This is a genomic window from Helicobacter sp., from assembly GCF_029067145.1.
Taxonomy (GTDB): Bacteria; Campylobacterota; Campylobacteria; order Campylobacterales; family Helicobacteraceae; genus Helicobacter_D.
Genome location: NZ_JAIEFA010000052.1, coordinates 1 through 3,237 on the forward strand (window position 1 = coordinate 1; position 3,237 = coordinate 3,237).

Here is a 3,237-nt window from a genome sequence, read left to right on the forward strand (position 1 = left end):
AAATGTGAATGTTCTTGTGCAAGGCATTAATGAAATGAGTGAATCTGTCAAAGAAGAAACTAAAAGCGTAGAACAGATTAGTCAAGTAGTAGAAAAATTGGAACAACTCACACGAGAGAATGAATCTATCGCCGACTCTTGCGCAGAAATTTCCGAAGTCGTAGATAATCTTGCAACCGAGGTGTTAAACGAAACAAACAACAAGAAGTTCTAAGAAATCCCTTTTTGGATTTGCTTGGCTTAGGATTCCGTTCCTAATTCTTTAGCTAAAAACTTTCCTGTATGGCTTGCTGTTTTTTTATGTCTTTTTGCAATGCGTTCGGGCGAACCACTATCTACAATCTTGCCTCCATTGCTTCCCCCCTCTGGTCCAATATCAAGGATAAAATCTGCATTTTTGATAATATCCAAATTATGCTCAATTACAATAACACTATTTCCTAAATCTGTTAAATGGTGCAATACACGCACCAATCTATCCACATCTGCAAAATGCAATCCGGTAGTTGGCTCATCTAAAATATAAAGCGTTTTGCCTGTATCTTTACGACTTAGCTCTTTGGCAAGCTTAATGCGTTGCGCCTCCCCGCCACTTAAAGTTACAGCATTTTGTCCCAAAGTGATATAACCCAAACCCACATCTTGTAGAGTTTTAAGCTTTTGATAAATGCGTGGAATCTTAACAAAAAATTCGCAAGCTTCATCTACGCTAAATTCTAGAACTTCCGCAATGTTTTTGCCTTTATATTCTACCTCTAAAGTTTGAGTATTGTAACGCGTGCCGCCACACGCATCACATTTCACCATAATATCGGGCAAAAAGTGCATTTCAATCCTAATCTCTCCCTCTCCCATACATTTCTCACATCTTCCACCTTTAACATTGAAACTAAAACGACTAATGCCATAATTACGAATCTGTGCTTCTTTTGTTTGTGCAAAAATCTGCCGAATCTCGTCCATTGCTCCGGTATAAGTTGCGGGATTGGAACGAGGAGTGCGCCCAATGGGGCTTTGGTCAAGATAAATCACTTTATCTAGCTTCTCCAAACCTACAATTTCCACACCATCAACTTTTTTTACCTTTTTGCGATTATTGAGTAGCTCTTGAGCGACAGGAAGCAAAGTTTGCAGGACAAGAGAGCTTTTGCCGCTCCCACTCACACCCGTTACACAGACGAAATTTTTAATTGGCAGTTTTACATTAAGATTATGAATATTGTTGATATTGATATTTAAAATTTCAATCCATTCCTCTTGCTTGCGACGCACAAAATATTCTATTTTTTTTGCACCACTTAAATACTGCGCTGTTTGGGTTTTACTTTTTAATAATTGCGTCAGATTCCCACTAAATACGACTTCACCACCATATTTACCAGCTCCGGGTCCAATATCTACGATAAAATCCGCGTGTTCAATCGTTTCTTTATCGTGCTCTACGACGATAACAGAATTGCCTTTTTGTTGCAAGCTTCTTAAGGTTTTAATAAGTCTCAAAGTATCGCGTTCGTGCAACCCAATGCTTGGCTCATCTAGCACATACATTACACCCGTAAGTCCGCTACCAATCTGACTTGCGATTCTAATGCGTTGTGATTCTCCTCCGCTGATACTGCGCGCGTCGCGTCCTAAGCTTAGATACCCAAGCCCTACATCATACAAAAAATAAAGTCGCTCACAAATTTCCTTAAGAATCGGAGCGGCAATCATTGCACTTTGTGTATCCAAATAAGTAAAATTCGCGGGATTGGCAAAAAACCCATAGCATTCTTCAATCGGCAAATCCAACAAATCCCCAATCGTCTTATTTGCAACCTTAACCGCCAAACTTTGTGGCAGCAAACGATGTCCGCCGCATTCCTCGCAAGTTTTTTCGCTCATATAGTCGCCCAAATCTTTATTATCCTTAAACATATCATAGGCAATGGAAATCACCCCAGCCCAAGGACGCTTGAGCTTAGAGCTTTTCCATTGAAACTCTACTTCTTCTGTGCTTCCATATAAAATTAACTTTTGTTGATATTCGTTCAAGTCCTCAAAGGCATCTTGAGGATTAATCTGATTTGCCAAACAAAAAGCGCGGAATAGCTCATTGTAGTAACTTTTATTAAACCCATAAATAATCCTAATCCCGCCCTCGCTCAAAGGCAAACTAGATTGAATGACTTTCTTAGTATCAATGCTATAACGAATCCCTAAGCCGTCGCATTTGGTACACGCTCCTTTGGGAGAGTTAAAAGAAAAGCTAAGAGGTTCTAAGGGATTAAAAGAAACCTTACAATCAAAACAAGCCAAATGCTCGCTATAATGTACCAAAGTCGGCTTGGATTCTTTCTCTTCGGGTAGAATCTCAATCTCTACTTCTCCGTAAGATTCCTTTAAAGCCTTTTCAATGTCTTGTGCAATCCTGTCTTTGTTTGCCTCATTGGCGACGACGCGGTCAATCACAACTTTAATCGTATGTTTTTTAGTTTTAGCAAGTGAGATTTCCTCATCTAAGCGCACAAGCACACCATTAATCTGTGCTCTCACATAGCCTTTTTGGCGTAAGGATTCTAATTTGTCGTTAAAAGTTCCTTTCTTTTCGCGGATAATGGGGGATAAAATCAAAATTTTAGAATTTTCTTTAATTTTTAACACTTGAGCAATAATATCACTTGCATTCATTTTTGAAATGGATTTGCCGCACAAATGACAATGCTGCACACCAATGCGCGCAAAAAGCAAACGCAGATAATCATAAATCTCTGTAATTGTTCCCACTGTGGAGCGCGGATTTTTGCTTGTCGTCTTTTGGTCTATTGCAATGGCTGGAGTTAGTCCCTCTATCTTATCCACATCTGGCTTGCCGATTTTATCCAAAAACTGCCTTGCATAGCTTGAAAGGGATTCTATATATCTGCGTTGTCCCTCTGCATAAAGCGTATCAAAGGCTAAAGTGCTTTTGCCACTGCCACTTAATCCTGTAAGAATCACAAGTTTGTTTTTGGGGATATTTAGACTGATATTTTTTAAATTGTTTTCTTTTGCGTTTGTAATAATAATATAATCAAGCGGTGTTTTAGTTTTTGAGTCCAAAATAAGCCTTTATTTCAAATAAATTAATCGGTAATTATAACAAAATCCAAAAGATTTGACGCAAATAAAATCAAAGTAAAGTAAAGATTCGCAACAAGATTCTTGCTTTTTATCTAAACAAGAGATTAGCAATTACTTTGATATTAATGTAATAAT

At 38.3% G+C, this 3,237-nt stretch carries 1 protein-coding gene and 1 pseudogene; one reads left to right on the top strand and one right to left on the bottom strand.

Annotated features, from left to right (window positions below; translation table 11 throughout):
* A pseudogene (locus tag K2N75_RS05410) lies at positions 1-214 on the top strand (methyl-accepting chemotaxis protein); the annotation flags it as partial.
* Between the two features lie 26 nt (positions 215-240).
* On the opposite strand, the gene uvrA reads toward K2N75_RS05410, so the two are convergent.
* Positions 241-3,081: an excinuclease ABC subunit UvrA gene (gene uvrA / locus K2N75_RS05415; protein ID WP_297681722.1), complete on the bottom strand. Its 2,841-nt coding sequence runs from the start codon at positions 3,079-3,081 to the stop codon at positions 241-243.
* Positions 3,082-3,237 lie beyond the last annotated feature (156 nt).